Genomic DNA, 15,269 nt, shown 5'->3' with positions numbered 1-15,269 from the left:
GAAGTGTATGAGCTTTTTACAAATACGTAACGTTTCTCACTGCTTTTTCGCAAAAGAGAATGCCAAGCTGATTCTCGAAAATATGAGTTTACAAGTGGAAGAAGGCGAATTCATTTCTATACTTGGTCCAAGTGGTTGCGGCAAAACGACACTCCTCTCCATTATTGCCGGGCTGCTTGATCCAATTGAAGGTATCGTCTTTTTAGATGGTGAGCCCATTACAACGAAAACTTCATCTATGGGGTATATGTTGCAGCAAGACTACTTGTTTCCTTGGAAGACAATTGAAGAAAATATTATGCTCGGACTTCATATCCGAAAAATTTACGATGAACAGACGAAAGAACATACTTTACAGCTTTTAAAGCAAGTCGGTCTACATGATGTAGAGCAGCAATACCCTCGTGAATTATCCGGTGGTATGCGTCAACGTGCCGCCCTCGTTCGAACGTTAGCGACCGACCCAAAAATTTTATTGCTAGATGAACCATTCTCGGCGCTCGATTATCAAACGAAATTGAAACTAGAAGATCTCGTTTTCAGCTTACTACGCAAATATAAGAAAACTTCACTACTCGTAACACATGATATTGAAGAAGCAATTGCGATGAGTGATCGTATTTATTTACTACAAGCGAACCCTGGGAAAATTGCCAAAACATTTATCGTCCCAGAAAGCATTCGTTCCTTATCACCGTTAGAATCACGCCACCATCATGACTTCCCATCCCTCTTCCAAAATATATGGAAGGAGCTGGAGCGCCTTGGATAATATAAAGCAACTACATGAACAGTTTCGGAAAAAAGAACGCAGGCGCGCATGGTTAGCACGCTCTTTGCAGCTTTTACTGCTCATTCTTTTCTTTGCACTATGGGAAATAGCTAGCAAAAAAGAATGGATTGATCCTTTACTCTTTAGCTCTCCTTCAAGCATTTGGGATCTCTTCCTTAATAAATGGATGGACGGTTCGCTTTGGATCCACATATGGACGACATTACTTGAAACGGGAGTAGGCTTCATTCTTGGAACAGTGCTCGGAGCTATTATTGCTACTTTCCTTTGGTGGATACCACTTCTCGCCCGCGTACTTGATCCATATCTCGTCGTCCTAAACGCCATGCCAAAAGTGGCACTTGGGCCGATTATCATTGTAATCTTCGGTCCAAATATTTCTTCGTCAATTGCAATGGGAGTAATCATTTCCATCATCATTACCATTCTCGTTATTTACAGCGCATTCCAAGAAGTTGATTCTAACTATATAAAAGTGATGGACACATTTGGCGCAAATAAATGGCAATGTTATAAGCAAGTAGTTCTCCCTGCATCTTTCCCAGCCATTATTTCAACGTTAAAAGTGAACGTTGGATTATCGTGGGTCGGTGTTATATTCGGCGAACTTCTCGTCTCTAAACAAGGTCTTGGCTACTTAATTAGCTACGGGTTCCAAGTATTTAATTTTACTCTCGTCTTACTGAGCGTACTACTCACCTGTGTCCTCGCAACACTTATGTATGTGTTTGTTGAGGCATTTGAAAAACTTCTAATTGGTAAACGAAAAAAAAGCTGACTTAGGGCGATAGACTATAGTCAGCTTCTTTCTTTTACTTTTTATCACACATCTTTGTTTCGTTTTTAACGTTTCCATCCGCAACCGTAACTGTATGGAAACAATCTTTCACACGTACTGTAACGACATTATCTTTTCGATCTATTACATGATAATCATCATACTTTTTATTTAATGCACTACGAATTTGCTCCCCTTCAAAAATCGGAAAACCGTGAGACATTACCCAAATGAGACCAGCAACAGCAAGAATCGTTTTCATACGTTTCATTACCTCCTCTAGAGTAAACTTATAGCCCCTATAACACGCGCATTATAATTGTGTCTAAATTGTGACATTTTTATACTAATTCTATTTTATAGTGATAGTTCCTTCTTCTTTTTGATAAAAAGACAGAATTTTCAATTTTATCAACATAAAAAACGCAAAGAACTAAAATTCTTTACGTTTTCTTAACTAACATATATAACTCACATTAGTTTCCACTTTGTTGTTCTACCGTTTTCGAAATATCATATAATCCCGACAACACTTCCGCTCTCATTTTTACAAGCTCAGGGAATTGATAGAAAAAGGCGATTTTTTTATACTTTAACTCCGATCCTTCTTTCACCTTTTTTGAGTCTTGTAAAATAAACGCTGTAAACGTATCTGCAATATCTTCCGCTACATTTGTCGTTCCATACTGTGAGACAAACTCATCATGCTTTTCTTTAAAAAATTCAATTTGCGTTTCTTCACTTTCTTCTACTTTCTTTTCTGTCCACTCCTGCTCAATAAGCTTCCAGAAAGAATTATAAAATTGATTAATATAAGAGGTTTCCTTTGCACATCCCTCTTGTAAGAAAAGATTTCCACATTTATTTCGGTACGTTGAAATATCTTTATCCTCTTCAAAATCCTTTATATAGTTTTCATCTACTGGTATTTGCTTATGTCCGAGCGTCAACACGTGAGCCGTCTCATGAATTAATGTTTTCATCACTTCATCGATATTTACCGCAGAATCAAGCGTATCTAAGCTAAGAGTCCAGTCTTTCGGATTCTCTATACTAGGCATAACGTGAGCAACAACACCGTCATAACCATCCGTTATTAAATCAAATTCTGTTATATTCCCGCGATATTTAGCTGGAATAAGCGTGCGATACATATCCCATAAATCTTCATGATACCCTCTATCTTGACGTTGTTGTAACACCTCTTCTTTCGCTTCTTTATCTTCAGCGAATACTTTATTTAAACGTTTCCGTTCTATTTTTTCAAAATAAGGATCTACAATTTCATCACCATCAATATAATAAGAAGCTAAAAAGAAATAATTTTCATCATCATCTTCTTTTTTCTGCTCTGCCTCTTTCATATCCGCACTTTCATGCTCTTCTATTTCATAATCTTCTACTGCTTCAAGCTCAGATAATCCATCTATTTTTTCATATACTTTTTGAAGTTTCTTATCTCCTATTTCCACACATTCTTCGTCTGTTTTACACACTTCTTTTTCTTTCACACTCTTCATAGAACTATCGCACCCTGCCATTAAACCCATTGCGACGATAACCCCTACTAACTTACCATACAGTCTCTTCATACAATCCTCCATTATTCCATTCTACAAAAATATCATAATCATTTTTTAACGAATATGCGATAATGAATTATAAAAAATGTAAGGAGGTTTCCTATGATTCGGGCAGTCTTATTCGACTTAGATGGAACATTATTAGACCGGCGCCAATCTTTAGAACAATTTATTCATGATCAATATAATCGCTTTGCCTCGTACTTAATGAACATAGAAAAATCCGAGTATTGTTCTCGATTTCTTACACTCGATAATAATGGCTATACGTGGAAAGATAAAGTATATGCCACTCTCCTTTCCGAATATAACATTATTACTTTAACGCAAGAACAACTGTTGCACGACTACATTACAAATTTTCAAAATCATTGTATCCCTTTCAAAAACATGCATGAATTACTTCAACGTTTAACACAACAAAATATTAAAATTGGTATTATCACAAACGGCTTTACTGACTTTCAAATGAACAATCTTCACGCACTAAACATACATAAGTATACAAATATGATTCTCGTTTCAGAAGCGGAAGGAATTAAAAAACCGCACCCTGAAATTTTCGAACGAGCTTTAAAAAAGCTAGATGTGAAAGCAGAAGAATGTCTTTACGTTGGGGATCATCCTGAAAATGATGTACTGGGTTCTGAACAAGTAGGGATTCTTGGTGTATGGAAGAGAGATTCATTTTGGGGTGATTTTGAGCATTCGCGTGTGGTGGGTGATTTGTTGGAGGTGCTTTCGTTTTTAGAGGTAGAGACAAAAACAAAAAAATGGTAAAAGGAGGCTTCGTTTCCCGAACGCCTCCGCTTCCTTTATGATTCATATACTGTAAACTGTGGTTTACTCGGATGATCTTGAACTAGCGCATCATCTGGAAACTTTGAAACTTTTTGATATAAGGCAATGTCACCCATGCAACCTGCTGTTAGTAGAATTCCTAAAAATGAGATTGATGGCATATTCGTAGCTAACCCAATTACAATTGGCAAAATTCCAGTCGGTAAAAACGGAAGCATTAACACCTTCTTCATTTGCTTTACTGTAATCGCCTGTTTAGAATGAGCATATGCAACACCTAATTTCCAATTGACGCCCCATTTTAATTCACTCCACGGAACGCCTCCGATATAACGAAACCCTATTAAATGTATCGCCTCATGAATACAAACGATAACAAGCAACGTGATAATAAAAAGAAACATAGTTAGTAATGTAATTTCAAATTGAACCCCGCCTGAAAGAAATATATGCAAATAACCAATTCCAAACGCCAAAGCAAATATTATAAGAAATGCATAGATATTTAATTTAACCATCGAAAGAGTAACAGTTGTTTCTTTTCTTTTATCCATCTTCTCCCTCCTAAAATGTAAATATACCTTTACAAAATTGTATAATATATCCAAAATCACGTAAAGATATATTTACATTTATTCTTATACAAAAAAAGAAACCGGCCACTTTACTTCGTAAAGCAGCCGATTTCTTCTATATGTTTCATCGTACGCGCCAATACATCGTCGCGCATTATAAAGCTAAATTTTCTATCCGTTTTAATGTTGTCAGGAATGTCTGTTAATAAAACAGATCCTTTCGTTTCTTCGTAATGCGTATGTTGTTCTACCGCACTAATTGTTGCAAAATAAATGTTTTTAATGATTATTTTGTCTTTTCCAGATACTTTATATTGTCCTAAGTAAGTTAAATCAGAAACTATGCCGCCGGTTTCTTCATGAACCTCTCGAACTGCCGCTTCTTCCGGTGTTTCCCCTAGTTCTACTTTTCCACCTGGAAATTCAAGACCGCGACGTAAATGATGCGTTAATAACCATTGATCCCCGTACCGGCATACAACCCAAACATGCTTTGGCTCAGGAGAAAATGGATAACGTTCAAACGATAATTGTACAGTGTTGTGGTAATAATCTTTAAATTTGTACATGCCATTACTCCCCTATTGATGGTTACAAGTTTTTCCTACCACAAATTGTAGCATATTCTCGCTTTTCTGCATAATATTATCCAATTATAATCCATTGATTATTCCCATTTGCGCGACTAATTCTTTCGTCTCATGATTTCCTAAATCGTAAATCATTTTATATGCTTTTTGTAGTTGTTCATCATATCGGTCATTATTTGAATCGTGATGATACTCAACAAATGGAACGTGGGAGCGTACAAATGAACCTAAATCCTCTACATATGCTTGATCGAAGTACTCTCTTAATTCCGTAATTTCCTCATCATTTGCGGAAATCTCAAAATTATACGTATCCGCTGTCTTCACTTGTGAAATTTGACCGTTTCCTATTGATATATAATATGTTTTTTTCTGCTCCATGTAACACCCTTCTTTCATCCTTTTAATTTCTATTGTTTTCATCAATTACAAAATTATGTAAAATAAAGAAAAGGAGGGATTTTATGCTCAAAATATTAATTATCGGTATGATCATCGTCCTAGTCATATTAGTACTCTCTGTCATGACGATTAATAAAGGGTATGCTTACAAACATTCTGTTGATAAACCAGAAGATAACCCTTACTCAAAAAATAATAAGGAGGACTCATAGTATGCTTCGTATACTTCGCATCACAATCGCACTCACTGTAATAATTGCGTCGGTAATTGGGCTCTATACAGGTCAAAATAACTTTCTACCACTTTCACAATTTCTATTAGGAACTTTAATGTTTCTCATTGCAATTGAACAAATAAAGAAAAAAGATTCAGGGACAGGATTTATTTGTATTGCTGCTGGAACTTTCAGTTGGATTGTTCTTATCATTAGCTATATAAAATAAAGGGGGGACATGCATGCTAAAAGGACTGCGGATTACTTTATCACTTATTGCTTTATCTATAGCAGCCTATAGTTTTATCAGTAGCAACAAAGAACTTATGCCTTACCTATTCATTTTATTAGGATTAATGGCTTTCACTATAGGACTAGGAGAAATAAAACAAGACAGAAAATCTAGTGGCATACTTGCTTTTCTCGCTGGATCTGGTGCTTTATTTCTTAGCTTCTCAGAACTATTCCGATAAATAGTCTATTTAAAAGGAGGTTATATAATGCTAACCGGATTACGGATTGTTTTAGGACTTCTCACGCTTCTCATAGTCTCGCTTTGCACTTATATCCAGATTACCGATCATTTCTCACTTCTCCCATACGTACAATTTATTCTCAGTTGCTTCTTTATTCTTGTCGGAATTAACGAATTTATATCCGGACGAAAATCAATGAGCATTCCGTTTTTTTTCGTCTCTATTCTTACACTCTTCGCTCTCATATCAAACTACCTTCGCTACGTATAGAATGAAATCTTGAGCAATTTCGCATTTACAAGCACGTAATAAAATAGGGATGATTTTTTGTCAACTTTTGTCGGTAAGTCGATATCCAGTGTCGAAACGTCGATATATTAAAAAAATCGTTGATATATTTCAAGTTACAGTCGATATATTCGAAAAATCGTTGATATAATTTCATTTATTATCATGCCACAAAAAAAACTGCCCTTTCACAGGCAGTCTCACTTTATCCAAATACTTTCTCAAGTTCATCTTTATCTTGGCTTAACCAGAAGTTCATTAAGCGTTTTGCTCCTTCTAAATCGTGAAGCTTCGCTTGACCACATTGTGTTTCATTTGCAGCTGGAATTTCTGTAATTTGAACCGCATCTTTTAATGTTAATTCTAATAAATCAATGATTTCTCGAACTGTCGGTGTTCCGCTTACTACAAGGTAGTATCCTGTTTGGCAGCCCATTGGTGAAATATCGATAATATCAAAATGCGGATAACGATCAATATATTTACGTAAATTAAATGCTAATAAATGTTCTAACGTATGAATAACATCTGGTTTCATTGCTTGTTTATTCGGTTGGCAAAAACGAATATCGAATTTATTTACAATACCGTCACTACCTACATTGTGAACTCCGCAATGTCTTACATAAGGTGCCTTTACAATCGTATGATCTAATTCAAAGCTTTCTACTGATGGCATACAACATCTCTCCCGCTTTTAATTTAATTCCGTTATATCCAATATGATATAACGGAAATGCACATTAGTAAAGTATTATGTACAGTCGTGCTATAATACTTTAAGAATATGCCGAAAAGGAGACCATTATGAAACAGATTTTTATTGGGATTATACGCTTTTATCAAAAGTTCATTTCTCCGATGACACCGCCAACTTGCCGTTTCTATCCGACTTGTTCTCATTACGGATTAGAGGCGTTTCAAAAGCATGGCGCATTCAAAGGCTTTTGGCTTACTTGTAAGCGTATATTAAAATGTCACCCTTTCCACCCAGGAGGATTTGATCCTGTCCCAGATAAAAAGGATGACAAAGTAAATTCTTAATTGTCGTAACCATTCACAACTAAATCTAATTTTCCCGTATCAGGATCGATAACAAGACCGTGAACAGGTACTTCTTCCGGAAGTAATGGGTGGTTGCGAAGTACTGATACGCTATGTTCTACACTCTCTTCCACACTAGAGAAACCGCGCAAGAATTGTTCTAAATCGATTCCAGAATAACGAAGCATATCTAATTTTTCTTCTGTTATACCGCGCTCTTTCATTTTCTCAATTGTACTGCTCGCTTGAATTTTTGCCATGCCACAATCGTGGTGACCAACTACACATACTTCATCAGCGCCAAGTTCATATACAGCGACTAAAATACTACGCATAATACTTCCAAACGGATGTGAAATAACAGCACCTGCTACTTTAATAATTTTCACATCGCCGTTACGCATATTCATCGCTTTCGGCAATAGTTCAACAAGTCTTGTATCCATACAAGAAATAATTACCATCTTTTTGTTTGGAAATTTCCCCGCTACAAACTCTTCATACTTTTTCTCTTCCACAAATTTCTCATTGTATTGCAAAATCTCTTCTAATGACTTCATAGTAAGGAACCCTCTTTTCTCTCGTTTACACTACATGAATAGTGTACCAAAATATGAAAAACTCAAAAAGGATATCGCTTTATAGTAAAAATAAGATATTTTCAGATAATCGACATAATTCTTTCAAAATATACACACAGCTTTGTAACAAGTCTCACATACTATAATCCTATTTTCACTATAAACTAATTGTAGATAATGTAAAAAAGGAGTGAATATTTATTATGTCCGACGTTCTGTTACTGAGTCGTTTTCAATTTGCAATTACTATTTTTTATCACTTTTTATTTGTACCTTTGACAATCGGACTTGTCATTTTAGTAGCATGTATGGAAACTCAATACGCCCGCACATTGAATCCAACATACCGCAAAATGGCAAATTTCTGGGGTAAATTATTTACAATTAACTTCGTAATGGGGATTATAACCGGGATTACGATGGAATTCCAATTTGGAACAAACTGGTCTGAGTACTCCAAATATATGGGAGATATTTTCGGATCCCCTCTCGCAATCGAAGCACTCGTTGCCTTCTTCTTAGAATCTACTTTCATGGGAATATGGTTATTCGGTAAAGACAAAATTTCACCAAAGTTCCGTGCCTTCTGTATGTGGATGGTTGCACTTGGAACAAATATTTCCGCCCTTTGGATTATTACAGCAAACGGCTTTATGCAAAACCCTGTTGGCTACGTCGTACGTAACGGCCGCGCTGAATTAAATGATTTCTGGGCACTCGTTACGAATCCATACGCTTGGAACATGTTCTTCCATACTGTAATTGGTTGTTATATTGTTGGTGCTTTCTTCGTTATGGCAATTAGTGCCTATCACTTATTACGAAAAAATGAAGTTGAATTCTTCAAAAAGTCATTTAAGTTTGGTTTAATGTTAGGCTTATTCGCCGCAACAATTACACCGTTTATAGGACATCAATCTGGTGTATCAGCAGCTAAATATCAACCAGCTAAAGGTGCTGCGATGGAAGCTGTTTGGGAAACTGGAAAAGGACAAGGCTTCTCGATTGTTCAAATTCCTGATGTAAAAAACGAAAAGAACTTTGAATTCCTTACGATTCCAAAGTTAGGAAGTTTCTTCTATACAAATTCATTTGATGGCGAAATTGTTGGTTTAAAAGATATTCCGAAAGAAGATCGTCCAAATGTTAACCTTGTGTACTATAGCTTCCGCTTAATGGTTGCACTTGGTATGTTCTTTATGGCATTAACTTGGTACGGTTTCTACTTAAACCGAAAAGGAAAACTGGAAAACTCAAAACGTTACTTAAAAATTACAATATGGTCTGTTTTACTACCATATATCGCAATTAACGCTGGTTGGATTGTTGCCGAAGTAGGTCGTCAACCATGGACAGTTTATAAACTAATGCGTACAGCAGAATCTGTATCACCTATATCTGTCCCGCAAATTTGGTTCTCTTTAATTAGTTTAATCTTGTTCTATACTTTACTTTTAATCGCAGACGTATATTTAATGCTGAAGTTCGCGAAAAAAGGACCAGCAGCATTAGAAGAACCTGCTACTAAGGGAGGCGTGGCTCATGTCTCATGATATGCTTGCAATCATCTGGTTTGGTCTATGGGGCGTGATTTGGACAGTTTACTTCATTCTTGATGGGTATGCACTTGGTAACGGAATGATTTTTCCTTTCGTTACGAAAGATCGACAAGAACGAAATCAATTACAAGAAGCAATTGGCCCGTTCTGGGGCGGTAATGAAGTGTGGTTAATTACAGCTGGTGGTGCAACATTTGCTGCCTTCCCAGTCACTTATGCAAATATGTTTAGTTATTTATATACACCGTTATTCTTAGTATTACTTGCACTATTTGCTCGGGCTGCTGGACTGGAATTCATGCATAAAGATGATTCACCAATTTGGCAAAAAACTTGTAAATGGGCATTTGCAATTGGTAGTTTCTTAATTGCTTTCCTATTCGGTGTTACATTTGCTAATCTTTATTACGGACTGCAAATCGGAAAAAATGGCTATGAAGGAAATTTACTTAGCTTACTAAATCATTACGGTATTTTAGGAGGGTTGTTCTTCACTGCTATATTCGTCGTATCCGGTGCCCTTTGGGTTATGATTAAAACGACTGGTGAAGTATCCGACCGTGCTTATAAAATCGCAAGACCATTTTCAATGGCAGCTGCTATCATTTTAGCTATTTTCTATGTAGCAACTGCAAATCGTACAAATTTATTCCAAAACTTCACAGAGTACCCGGTACTATTCATTCTTCCAGTACTTGCAATGTTAATGAGTGTACTCGCGCTTATTATGGTGTACAAACATAAAATCGGCCTTGCATTCACATTCGTTTGCTTAACAATCGCAATGTTTATGACAACTGGCTTTGCGGGTATGTTCCCAAGAATGTTACCATCTCGTATTAATGATGCTTATAGTACAACGTTATACAACGCAGCTGGTAGTCAATTAAACTTAAAAATTATGTTCTTCGTTGCAATGGTTATGGTACCAATTGTTATTGGATATCAACTTTGGAGTTACAGTATCTTTAAAAATAAAATTCATAAAGACTCTGCTAAAGGGTATCACTAAAATGAAAAAAGACACTTCGTTTGAAGTGTCTTTTTTCTACGTATGATTTTCGATAGGATGTTATATTTCTAATCTAACAACTATAATACAGAAGAATCATTAACAGCTCACAGTTAGATTGTAGCACAGGGCAAGTTCATCATTTTATGCAACTTTGCATATTTCTCTATAAAGTAAATTGTATTCCTTGGTCATTCGCATCACTATCCCCTACATCTGCTGTACTAATCCCGCTAAATGTTTGTACTTTAATCCCTGTATTCGATGATCCCGATCCATTATAAGCTTGCGTTTTTTCAATCGGCTGCACATTATATTTATCTCCTAAATTAATCGTTCCGTTACAGTTTTCAATAATAACACCTTCCACAACTGATGGCATTTTGTCACCCACTTTCATTTCCTTACTTTCATTCTATGAAAAGCGCCTAACAAAATAGCATGTTTCCATAAGAAAAAAGCACTCCAACTGAGTGCTTTTTTCTTATTTACCTTTTTTCTTTTTCTCACAAGCAATCCCATCGCCATCACGGTCTAAATGCTTACCATAATATGGACTATCTCTTGTAATATCATAATATCCCGCATCGTTTGCTTCTTTACAGTTAGCAAAACGTTTCGGATCTGGTTTTACTTCTGGTTTTACTTCTGGTTTCGGTTGTGGCTGTGGTTGTTTTGCTCCTGGTCTTTCTTCAAATGGTAACGTTGCATTATATAAGAACTGAACGTATTGCTCACGACTTACATGCATTTTAGGTGCGAATTTACCATCACCAGTTCCAGCCGTAATATAATTTGATTTAATTGCAGTAATCGCAGGATTCGCCCATCCATTTCTATCGACATCCGGGAAATTATGATCCCCTCTAATTTGCAATTGGAATCCTCTTGTCAAAATTTGTGCCATTTCTTCACGAGTTAACGAATCTTTCGGTCTAAATTTTCCTGTGTTATCTCCAACGAATACACCCATCTCTGTTAAAGCAAGAATCTCTTTTTTAAACATAGTTGAACGATCCGTAATATCTTTATATGGATTGTTATACTGTTCTTTTACTGTCGGTTTTAAATGACGGAACATAAGAGCGGCAACTTGCTCACGCGTTACATCATCCCCAAATCCAAAAAGTCCATTTCCATATCCAGCAACAACGTTTTTATTTGCTAAATCCATAATTGCTTTATAAGACCAATGATTGTTTGGAACATCTTTAAACTCTGCGCTTGCCTGCGCTGTTCCAATTGAAGTAAATGCTGTAGTTGCAACAATTGCACCTGTTACAATTAATTTTTTTAATCCCATACTTAATTCTCCTTCTCTTTACCATAATAACCATTTAACAATATAACAAATTATTTAAATGTATATTGTCATATTTTGTCGAACACAAAAAAGAATCCAAAAGGATTCTTTTTTGCTAAGCATGAATGGCAAGTCTGGAGACAGTTGACTTCTTCAAAAATTTATTAGGGGTAATATTTTGAAAAAGAAAGCCTTTCATATGTAGGTTAACACCACTGGAATATATAGTAAATTGATAATATTTATACGGAAGATTGCTAATGTTTAGTATAGATAGTTTCCACTATGCAAACAGTAAAAACTGTCTATACTAAACAATAAAAAGGCGCCTTCAGAGAAGGCGCCTTTCATAAACAAACACTATAAAACAGAATTATTTATTGTTATACGATTGTTAGATACAAAAAGTAGAGGGAAATGTTTGTATTAAATTCTGCTTTATATAGTCTGCCTACCACTTATATTTTAATCCTCTTCACTTGAAAATAAATCTAATATGCATAATTACATACAAAAAAGAAAAGACACTCTATAGAGTGCCCCCTCAACCATTTTACTTTTAATATATCGCTTTGAATATATTGTAACATACGTATCCATATATTTTATTGAGAAAATTCAAAATCCTTTTTCTTTCATTTTCAATTATAAAATCATGTAATATAAAAGGTATGTCAAATTCTTATACAAGTTGAGGTGTACTATATTTATGCTGTATTTCGGAATTATCCCTCTTATACTGTTTATTATTTTTCTTATCTCCTATTTAAAAGATCCACGAAAAATAATAAACGGCTTTTTATTTAATACCTTTATCTGTTTTTTCCTTCTTTTTTGTGTAATTATATCTGTGAATTCAAGTAGTGATATCTTACGCTATAGTATCATTTTACCTATTTTAGCACTTATCATTATGATTCCTTTTGGTATTGTTGCTTTAATGTTTGGGTTATTTCTTAATGCTAGAATTTTAATGAAGCGAGAAGGACGACGTTTTACTAACTGTTTAACGCTCCTTGCAGCTTTAGGGATTTTATTCTTTATGTTACTTCCTATTATAAGTCCAGCAAGTTTGTTCTCTTCACATTTAGAGCCTATTTTCGCTGGTATTTCTCTTATAACAGTATATTTCTTTATACACTTATCTAATTTCTTAACTGCTTATTTTCTATACCAATTCAACAGACCAAGACGTAATCAAGATTTCATCATCGTTCTTGGTAGCGGCTTAATTAATGATAAAGTACCACCTTTACTTGCAAGTCGTATTCATAAAGCAATCGACTTTTACTGGAAACAAGCAGCTGTGAATACACCACCAACAATTATATTCTCTGGTGGCCAAGGTCCAGATGAAGGGCTTCCTGAAGCAGAAGCGATGCAAAAGTATGCTGTTGAAAAAGGAATTCCGCTTGAACATACAGTACAAGAAAATCGTTCTGTCAACACATATCAAAATATGTTGTTCTCTAAAGAAATTATGGATTCTTTAAAACCTGAAGGTAAGTATAGAAGTATCTTTACAACAAACAACTTCCATCTTTTCCGCGCTGGTATATACGCAAGGCAAGCCGGTCTTAATAGCCAAGGAATTGGATCAAAAACTGCCTTTTATTACTGGCCGAACGCGATGATTCGTGAATATGTTGCGATTGTCGTAATGGGACGTAAACGTCATATGAAGTTTTGCGGAGTTATTTTAGGATTCGCTTTATTTGTATCAGTACTTAGTTTTATATTCTCTTAATAGCATCCCATCCTTTGAAAGGATGGGATTTCTTATACTTATTTCAAAAAATATTTTAAAGATAATATGGTGATAATATTCCCTGCATACATCCTTTAAAGAGAATTTTTTCAAATTAAATGTTAAAATGGAAATTAGGTGTGAATTACGTAACAAATAAGAAACTAGTTTGAAACGAGGAAATTATATGGAGAAAATTATCAAAAACAAGCCCAATAAGCTAAAAATCGCTTCAAAAGCTTTGATGATTATTATTGGGGCATTTATCACAGCGTACGGATTAGAAGCAGTATTAATTCCAAATAACGTATCAGACGGTGGTGTAACTGGTTTGAGTATCGTTAGTTCAAGATTATTTGGATTGCCATTAGGAGCTCTAATCGCAATTATTAACATTCCTTTCGTTTGGTTAGGATATAAGCAAATCGGTAAAAGCTTTGCAATTTATTCTATTATTGGGATTGCTTCATTAGCAATAGGTACCGTTGTCATGCACGGAATACCAGCTATTATTGAAGGCGATACATTATTAGTTACAGTTGTTGGTGGTATCATTATCGGTTTTGGTATGGGACTAGCATTACGTAACGGCGGGGCATTAGATGGAATCGATATGCTAGCTGTATTACTTTCTCGCAAGTTACCATTTGGAACGAGTGACCTTATTTTATTCTTAAACATGTTCGTATTTATTTTCGTATCAACAGTATTCGGTCTTCAAGGAGCTATCCTTTCGGCAATTGCTTACTTTATTGCTTCGAAAGTGATTCATATCGTTGAAGTTGGTTTAAGTGGTTCGAAAGCATTTAAAATTATTACAAAAGAACCTGAATTAATGGTAGAAACAATTCGTGATCGTTTAGGCCGAAGTGCAACATATAACGAAGTGTACGGTGGTTATTCAAGAGAGAAATTCAAAGAAATTTCTTGTGTAATTAACCGTTTAGAAGAAAGTAAAATGAAAGAACTTATTAATGAAATCGATCCACACGCCTTTATTACAGTTTATGACGTAGCAGAAGTAAAAGGCGGTAACTTTAAGAAACGTGATATTCATTAATCGTTATGAAAAACGAGGGTGTGCCAACATATTGGCACACCTTCTTCTTTTACCATTGTCAGTTTTTGTCGGTAAGTCGATATATTGCAATAATCGCTGATATATTTGGAGTTGCGGTCGATATATTCCAATAATCGCTGATATATTTTTACTCGCCCCATCTTCCCCCGCTTTTCATCCATGCTACGTATTTTTGAAAAGCTGGCACTTCTTGTTGAAAACGTAGCGGAACATATAGAAAGAGCGTACATGTACATAGTATCCATAGAATACTTACTACAAAGTGAAATTTCATCGTTGTACTAATGAACAAACTTAAGAATAATACGAGGAACATAATTACACTAAATCTTTTATACATAGTCATACTATCCCCTCCTTATAACTTAATTGTACCAGTTACAAGGAATTCATTCCCAGGATAAAAAAGACCGAAAAGCAAATTCCACTTTTCGGTCTCTA

General features: G+C 35.3%; 21 protein-coding genes. 11 read left to right on the top strand and 10 right to left on the bottom strand.

The features are described from left to right. Positions 1–7 precede the first annotated feature (7 nt). Together AC0L0O_RS00525 and AC0L0O_RS00520 are read left to right on the top strand one after the other, a co-directional pair. Positions 8–772, top strand: coding sequence for an ABC transporter ATP-binding protein (locus tag AC0L0O_RS00525; protein WP_000009058.1), 765 nt, complete (start codon positions 8–10; stop codon positions 770–772). Further along, positions 765–1,571: an ABC transporter permease gene (locus AC0L0O_RS00520; RefSeq protein WP_000368781.1), complete on the top strand. Its 807-nt coding sequence runs from the start codon at positions 765–767 to the stop codon at positions 1,569–1,571. The genes AC0L0O_RS00525 and AC0L0O_RS00520 overlap by 8 nt, the downstream gene beginning before the upstream one ends. 34 nt (positions 1,572–1,605) lie before the next feature. Here AC0L0O_RS00520 and AC0L0O_RS00515 read toward each other — a convergent pair whose 3' ends face one another. Then, positions 1,606–1,833 (bottom strand): hypothetical protein, encoded by a 228-nt coding sequence (locus tag AC0L0O_RS00515; RefSeq protein ID WP_000849117.1) that lies wholly within the window; start codon positions 1,831–1,833, stop codon positions 1,606–1,608. Positions 1,834–2,047: 214 nt separating this feature from the next. Continuing rightward, positions 2,048–3,163: a hypothetical protein gene (locus AC0L0O_RS00510; protein ID WP_000827060.1), complete on the bottom strand. Its 1,116-nt coding sequence runs from the start codon at positions 3,161–3,163 to the stop codon at positions 2,048–2,050. Between the two features lie 93 nt (positions 3,164–3,256). On the opposite strand from AC0L0O_RS00510, the gene AC0L0O_RS00505 reads away from it, so the two are divergent. Next, positions 3,257–3,934 (top strand): HAD family hydrolase, encoded by a 678-nt coding sequence (locus AC0L0O_RS00505; protein ID WP_000617316.1) that lies wholly within the window; start codon positions 3,257–3,259, stop codon positions 3,932–3,934. A 35-nt stretch (positions 3,935–3,969) separates the two neighbouring features. Here AC0L0O_RS00505 and AC0L0O_RS00500 read toward each other — a convergent pair whose 3' ends face one another. The 3 genes from AC0L0O_RS00500 to AC0L0O_RS00490 form a co-directional block, all read right to left on the bottom strand. Continuing rightward, positions 3,970–4,509 (bottom strand): DUF3267 domain-containing protein, encoded by a 540-nt coding sequence (locus tag AC0L0O_RS00500; protein ID WP_000361275.1) that lies wholly within the window; start codon positions 4,507–4,509, stop codon positions 3,970–3,972. 110 nt (positions 4,510–4,619) lie between these two features. Continuing rightward, on the bottom strand, positions 4,620–5,099 hold the full coding sequence (gene mutTA, locus AC0L0O_RS00495) for an antimutator 8-oxo-(dGTP/GTP)ase (RefSeq protein ID WP_000276389.1): 480 nt from the start codon (positions 5,097–5,099) through the stop codon (positions 4,620–4,622). A gap of 84 nt (positions 5,100–5,183) precedes the next feature. Further along, on the bottom strand, positions 5,184–5,501 hold the full coding sequence (locus AC0L0O_RS00490) for a hypothetical protein (protein ID WP_000435820.1): 318 nt from the start codon (positions 5,499–5,501) through the stop codon (positions 5,184–5,186). A gap of 83 nt (positions 5,502–5,584) precedes the next feature. Here AC0L0O_RS00490 and ytzI point away from each other — a divergent pair, with 83 nt between their 5' ends. The 3 genes from ytzI to AC0L0O_RS00475 are packed head-to-tail and all read left to right on the top strand — an operon-like array spanning position 5,585 to position 6,210. Continuing rightward, positions 5,585–5,734 carry a YtzI protein gene (gene ytzI, locus AC0L0O_RS00485; RefSeq protein WP_000912937.1) on the top strand — a complete coding sequence of 50 codons (150 nt, stop codon included), beginning with the start codon at positions 5,585–5,587 and terminating at the stop codon, positions 5,732–5,734. 1 nt (position 5,735) lies between these two features. Next, positions 5,736–5,966 (top strand): DUF3953 domain-containing protein, encoded by a 231-nt coding sequence (locus tag AC0L0O_RS00480; RefSeq protein WP_000944463.1) that lies wholly within the window; start codon positions 5,736–5,738, stop codon positions 5,964–5,966. A 13-nt stretch (positions 5,967–5,979) separates the two neighbouring features. Continuing rightward, entirely contained in the window at positions 5,980–6,210 is a 231-nt protein-coding gene (locus tag AC0L0O_RS00475) for a YczI family protein (RefSeq protein WP_000911979.1), read from the top strand. A gap of 496 nt (positions 6,211–6,706) precedes the next feature. On the opposite strand, the gene luxS is transcribed toward AC0L0O_RS00475, so the two are convergent. Continuing rightward, positions 6,707–7,180, bottom strand: coding sequence for an S-ribosylhomocysteine lyase LuxS (luxS, locus tag AC0L0O_RS00470; protein ID WP_001141369.1), 474 nt, complete (start codon positions 7,178–7,180; stop codon positions 6,707–6,709). A gap of 128 nt (positions 7,181–7,308) precedes the next feature. Here luxS and yidD point away from each other — a divergent pair, with 128 nt between their 5' ends. Then, positions 7,309–7,545 (top strand): membrane protein insertion efficiency factor YidD, encoded by a 237-nt coding sequence (gene yidD, locus AC0L0O_RS00465; protein WP_000809330.1) that lies wholly within the window; start codon positions 7,309–7,311, stop codon positions 7,543–7,545. Here yidD and AC0L0O_RS00460 read toward each other — a convergent pair. After that, positions 7,542–8,105 carry a beta-class carbonic anhydrase gene (locus tag AC0L0O_RS00460; protein ID WP_000838159.1) on the bottom strand — a complete coding sequence of 188 codons (564 nt, stop codon included), beginning with the start codon at positions 8,103–8,105 and terminating at the stop codon, positions 7,542–7,544. The genes yidD and AC0L0O_RS00460 overlap by 4 nt on opposite strands. A gap of 224 nt (positions 8,106–8,329) precedes the next feature. On the opposite strand from AC0L0O_RS00460, the gene cydA reads away from it, so the two are divergent. Beyond that, a complete protein-coding gene (gene cydA, locus AC0L0O_RS00455; RefSeq protein ID WP_001286162.1) occupies positions 8,330–9,679 on the top strand; it encodes a cytochrome ubiquinol oxidase subunit I in 1,350 nt (449 codons plus the stop codon). Continuing rightward, a complete protein-coding gene (cydB, locus tag AC0L0O_RS00450) occupies positions 9,669–10,697 on the top strand; it encodes a cytochrome d ubiquinol oxidase subunit II (protein WP_000017662.1) in 1,029 nt (342 codons plus the stop codon). Before cydA ends, cydB begins: the two co-directional genes overlap by 11 nt. Positions 10,698–10,863: 166 nt before the next feature. Here the strand turns inward: cydB and AC0L0O_RS00445 are convergent, their stop codons facing one another. Together AC0L0O_RS00445 and AC0L0O_RS00440 are read right to left on the bottom strand one after the other, a co-directional pair. Next, positions 10,864–11,097 (bottom strand): spore germination protein, encoded by a 234-nt coding sequence (locus AC0L0O_RS00445; RefSeq protein WP_002037325.1) that lies wholly within the window; start codon positions 11,095–11,097, stop codon positions 10,864–10,866. 84 nt (positions 11,098–11,181) lie between these two features. Then, on the bottom strand, positions 11,182–12,000 hold the full coding sequence (locus tag AC0L0O_RS00440) for an S-layer homology domain-containing protein (protein ID WP_000523317.1): 819 nt from the start codon (positions 11,998–12,000) through the stop codon (positions 11,182–11,184). A gap of 709 nt (positions 12,001–12,709) precedes the next feature. Between AC0L0O_RS00440 and AC0L0O_RS00435 the strand changes: the two genes are divergently transcribed. Together AC0L0O_RS00435 and AC0L0O_RS00430 are read left to right on the top strand one after the other, a co-directional pair. Further along, positions 12,710–13,747, top strand: coding sequence for a YdcF family protein (locus tag AC0L0O_RS00435; RefSeq protein ID WP_000965224.1), 1,038 nt, complete (start codon positions 12,710–12,712; stop codon positions 13,745–13,747). A 187-nt stretch (positions 13,748–13,934) separates the two neighbouring features. After that, a complete protein-coding gene (locus AC0L0O_RS00430) occupies positions 13,935–14,807 on the top strand; it encodes a YitT family protein (RefSeq protein WP_000411239.1) in 873 nt (290 codons plus the stop codon). A 148-nt stretch (positions 14,808–14,955) separates the two neighbouring features. Here AC0L0O_RS00430 and AC0L0O_RS00425 read toward each other — a convergent pair whose 3' ends face one another. Continuing rightward, on the bottom strand, positions 14,956–15,174 hold the full coding sequence (locus AC0L0O_RS00425) for a hypothetical protein (protein WP_000180102.1): 219 nt from the start codon (positions 15,172–15,174) through the stop codon (positions 14,956–14,958). Positions 15,175–15,269: the final 95 nt, after the last annotated feature.

Source organism: Bacillus sp. GS3m_15504 (genome assembly GCF_055825275.1).
This window is presented reverse-complemented; position numbering and strand designations above follow the sequence as displayed.

Bases quoted from the DNA above. Each gene is read 5' to 3' on its own strand.
- AC0L0O_RS00525 (WP_000009058.1), top strand. From the start codon at position 8: ATGAGCTTTTTACAAATACGTAACGTTTCTCACTGCTTTTTCGCAAAA.
- AC0L0O_RS00515 (WP_000849117.1), bottom strand. From the start codon at position 1,833: ATGAAAACGATTCTTGCTGTTGCTGGTCTCATTTGGGTAATGTCTCAC.
- AC0L0O_RS00510 (WP_000827060.1), bottom strand. From the start codon at position 3,163: ATGAAGAGACTGTATGGTAAGTTAGTAGGGGTTATCGTCGCAATGGGT.
- AC0L0O_RS00505 (WP_000617316.1), top strand. From the start codon at position 3,257: ATGATTCGGGCAGTCTTATTCGACTTAGATGGAACATTATTAGACCGG.
- AC0L0O_RS00500 (WP_000361275.1), bottom strand. From the start codon at position 4,509: ATGGATAAAAGAAAAGAAACAACTGTTACTCTTTCGATGGTTAAATTA.
- mutTA (WP_000276389.1), bottom strand. From the start codon at position 5,099: ATGTACAAATTTAAAGATTATTACCACAACACTGTACAATTATCGTTT.
- AC0L0O_RS00490 (WP_000435820.1), bottom strand. From the start codon at position 5,501: ATGGAGCAGAAAAAAACATATTATATATCAATAGGAAACGGTCAAATT.
- ytzI (WP_000912937.1), top strand. From the start codon at position 5,585: ATGCTCAAAATATTAATTATCGGTATGATCATCGTCCTAGTCATATTA.
- AC0L0O_RS00480 (WP_000944463.1), top strand. From the start codon at position 5,736: ATGCTTCGTATACTTCGCATCACAATCGCACTCACTGTAATAATTGCG.
- AC0L0O_RS00475 (WP_000911979.1), top strand. From the start codon at position 5,980: ATGCTAAAAGGACTGCGGATTACTTTATCACTTATTGCTTTATCTATA.
- luxS (WP_001141369.1), bottom strand. From the start codon at position 7,180: ATGCCATCAGTAGAAAGCTTTGAATTAGATCATACGATTGTAAAGGCA.
- yidD (WP_000809330.1), top strand. From the start codon at position 7,309: ATGAAACAGATTTTTATTGGGATTATACGCTTTTATCAAAAGTTCATT.
- AC0L0O_RS00460 (WP_000838159.1), bottom strand. From the start codon at position 8,105: ATGAAGTCATTAGAAGAGATTTTGCAATACAATGAGAAATTTGTGGAA.
- cydA (WP_001286162.1), top strand. From the start codon at position 8,330: ATGTCCGACGTTCTGTTACTGAGTCGTTTTCAATTTGCAATTACTATT.
- cydB (WP_000017662.1), top strand. From the start codon at position 9,669: ATGTCTCATGATATGCTTGCAATCATCTGGTTTGGTCTATGGGGCGTG.
- AC0L0O_RS00445 (WP_002037325.1), bottom strand. From the start codon at position 11,097: ATGAAAGTGGGTGACAAAATGCCATCAGTTGTGGAAGGTGTTATTATT.
- AC0L0O_RS00440 (WP_000523317.1), bottom strand. From the start codon at position 12,000: ATGGGATTAAAAAAATTAATTGTAACAGGTGCAATTGTTGCAACTACA.
- AC0L0O_RS00435 (WP_000965224.1), top strand. From the start codon at position 12,710: ATGCTGTATTTCGGAATTATCCCTCTTATACTGTTTATTATTTTTCTT.
- AC0L0O_RS00430 (WP_000411239.1), top strand. From the start codon at position 13,935: ATGGAGAAAATTATCAAAAACAAGCCCAATAAGCTAAAAATCGCTTCA.
- AC0L0O_RS00425 (WP_000180102.1), bottom strand. From the start codon at position 15,174: ATGACTATGTATAAAAGATTTAGTGTAATTATGTTCCTCGTATTATTC.